This is a genomic window from Paraburkholderia piptadeniae, assembly GCF_900007165.1.
In the GTDB taxonomy this organism is placed as follows: Bacteria; Pseudomonadota; Gammaproteobacteria; order Burkholderiales; family Burkholderiaceae; genus Paraburkholderia; species Paraburkholderia piptadeniae.
Window position 1 is genome coordinate 1 of the sequence record NZ_CYGY02000225.1, and the last position, 558, is coordinate 558.

The 558-nt window shown below is 55.7% G+C and carries 1 pseudogene; it reads right to left on the reverse strand.

Annotation, left to right across the window (positions count from 1 at the left end):
* Nucleotides 1–383, reverse strand: a pseudogene (locus tag BN2476_RS44880) (hypothetical protein); the annotation flags it as partial.
* Nucleotides 384–558 lie beyond the last annotated feature (175 nt).

Here is a 558-nt window from a genome sequence, read left to right on the forward strand (position 1 = left end):
AGCGAGGTTTCGGCGTGCTGCTCAAGTGCGTCCCGCCGCTGCCTGGTGCCTGTAGCCATGGCGGTGATCCGGAAGTATGCTTCACAGGCATACGCAAAGGTTTCGCGCCTTTTGTAATCGACGTTTACAAGGTATTTGCCGTGACGGCTCCCGTTTAGGCCGACCGTGGTTCGCTTGCAATTGTGGAAGACGTGGGCCGCCTCATGCACGACGAAATCTGCGAACGGATCGGTTTCTTCAAAGTAGCGCATGGAGACGTAGCAGGTGGTTTCCTCGCTGAGCCCCACGATATCGTCCGCCTGCTCAGAAAAAGCAGATACGCCCACGCTGGACAGGTAAAGGTTTGCCAGATTCCAGGCTGTCGACAGCCACCGTTGATCCATGAGGACTGCTGCAATGTTCTGGGGCGTGAGGAAAACGACGCCGCGAGCCAGTGTATCCAGAATAATGGCGCGCTCGCCAGTGCGAAACAGTCCACAAACCATGGGTGAAAGCTTGTCGCGAGCCCACGAGACTCCTGAGCATCTCGTATGCCGTCTTCTGCTTGAAAAAAAAAAA